This window comes from Candidatus Nitrosopumilus salarius BD31 (assembly GCF_000242875.2).
In the GTDB taxonomy this organism is placed as follows: domain Archaea; phylum Thermoproteota; class Nitrososphaeria; order Nitrososphaerales; family Nitrosopumilaceae; genus Nitrosopumilus; species Nitrosopumilus salarius.
The window spans coordinates 1-1,932 of sequence record NZ_AEXL02000159.1 but is presented as its reverse complement, the minus strand read 5'-3'; the positions used below and the strand labels follow the sequence as shown (position 1 = coordinate 1,932).

Annotated in this window: 2 protein-coding genes and 1 pseudogene; 1 reads left to right on the top strand and 2 read right to left on the bottom strand. The window is 32.7% G+C overall.

Annotated elements, in window-relative coordinates; translation table 11 throughout:
- Positions 1 to 74: 74 nt before the first annotated feature.
- Positions 75 to 533 (top strand): Hsp20/alpha crystallin family protein, encoded by a 459-nt coding sequence (locus BD31_RS08955; RefSeq protein WP_008301518.1) that lies wholly within the window; start codon positions 75 to 77, stop codon positions 531 to 533.
- On the opposite strand, the gene BD31_RS08950 is transcribed toward BD31_RS08955, so the two are convergent.
- Both BD31_RS08950 and BD31_RS08945 read right to left on the bottom strand, forming a co-directional pair.
- On the bottom strand, positions 534 to 1,640 hold the full coding sequence (locus tag BD31_RS08950; protein ID WP_008301516.1) for a DNA topoisomerase IV subunit A: 1,107 nt from the start codon (positions 1,638 to 1,640) through the stop codon (positions 534 to 536).
- A pseudogene (locus BD31_RS08945) lies at positions 1,630 to 1,932 on the bottom strand (DNA topoisomerase VI subunit B); the annotation flags it as partial. The pseudogene BD31_RS08945 and the gene BD31_RS08950, both read right to left, overlap by 11 nt.

Here is a 1,932-nt window from a genome sequence, read left to right as displayed (position 1 = left end):
TTTTATACAAATCAACACAAAGTTGCTAAATTTCCATAGATACTTTATATTTGGTAAACACAGATTTGTACTGTTTGGCAAGTTACAAGGGAGCATATTCAAATGATCAATCATTAAATTTCGTAATACCAATTATTGTGATTTTATTTTTAGGGATTATCTACATTATGACACAAAGAGCAGATTCTGGATTTGTGAGTTTTATCTTAATAGGTGCAGCAGCACTGACAATGTTTTACTGGGTTAGAGTTCTAAAGAAAATGACTAAAGATCAAAAACCACTATACACTCAAGCAAGAGAACAAGAATCAAAGAACTGGGTTTATGATTTAATTAAAGGTGAAGATGAATTTGTTTTCGTAGCAGAAGTTCCAGGGCCTGAAGATAAAATTGCAGTTAGATTAGTAGATGGGATATTGTATATTCGCGGAACATCTGGATTTTCAAAAGAAGTTCCTATCGAAGGTGCAGGTAATATGCAAATATTTGATTTTAAATATAGAAATGGTGTCTTGACACTCAGAATAAAATAATCAAAGACTTTTTGCTAGTTCTAGTTTCTGAGGTAAATATTTGTCAGTAATATTCGTAAGTCCATATTTTGAGAATGCTTCAAGTTCTGCTTTTCTTTTTAATCTCAAAAATACATCAAGTTCTTTTTTCCAAATTCCATCCTGATATCTAGGATCTTTTTGAAGATCATAACAACGTTTAATGTCAGATTCGGTCATAGGTATTGTAGGTAGTTTATATTTTTCAATATCTGTAGCCCAAACTCCAACCCATTTTGCATCAGGTACTGTAAGTTCTCTTAGGTGTGCAGCATTAGCAGAACCTGATTTGATAACCATTGCAATGTGTTCTCCATATACATCACCATCAGTAAGAACAATTACTGGTAATTTCATTTCATCATGAAGTCTTTTTAGCAATGTTCTAGTTGAACGTGGAGCTTGTCCACCTGTGTTGATAATTATGGATTTAAATTTTTTATCAATTTGTTCTTCAACAAATCTTGTAAAAAGACCACCTTTTTCTATAGCAATTACAATTTCAGCACTGGTATCAACTAATTCTGCGGTAGTTAAACTAGGACCTATTGAGTATCCATCAGGATGATTAGATAAATTCATAGTTTTTCCCTCATATCCTGGAATTGTGTATTCTATAGTCAAATCACCAAAGATTGAGCTTCGCTCTTCAGGAAAAATGTGAAAGTCTTCTCTAGGTTTTGAAGTAACTGCCTCCAAATCAACAATTATGTTGTCAGATTCTGATTGATCCTCAAATTCAATAGCGAATGCTTGTGATGAATAATAGACATCTCTTAATGTGGATGACTTTTTTTCTTTGGTTAACCTATTTGCAAAAAATGCCAACCACATTAATTGTGTAAAGGATCTCAACTGGGAAGAGTTTCGTGAACTTCTCAATGCAGCATTATTTCCTAAAATGTATTGTCTAAGTTTTTTATCATAGACTATGTTACTAACAGATCTACTAGGTATTGAGAATTTTGGGAATTGCCCATGATCTAAATCATCGTAAATTTTTGCACCGTGACTTTTAAGCATCTCAAGAATATTCTTTTGTTTTTCATCAGCTTTGTTACTTCGCTCTTTAGATTTACTAATTTTCAATTTCTTCCTCCTCTACTGGTTTTTTAGATTCAAATGCACTTTCATTCTCTAATAATTTCTTGTAATTAGGCTCTTTTTTCTTACCAGCAAGTTCAGTACTAAATTCAGCAATTAATGGGATGTATTTTGCATAAAGATTTGCTCTCTTTTTTGCCATATCAGCCTGTCCTCTTTTAGACATGTATGCAGCAAGCTTTCTTGACAGATATTGCAATCCCAATCTTAGTTCTCGTTCTATTTCGGGCCTATCAGCAACATTTTCTTTTCCTGCAGTTTTGTAAGGAATTCTAGT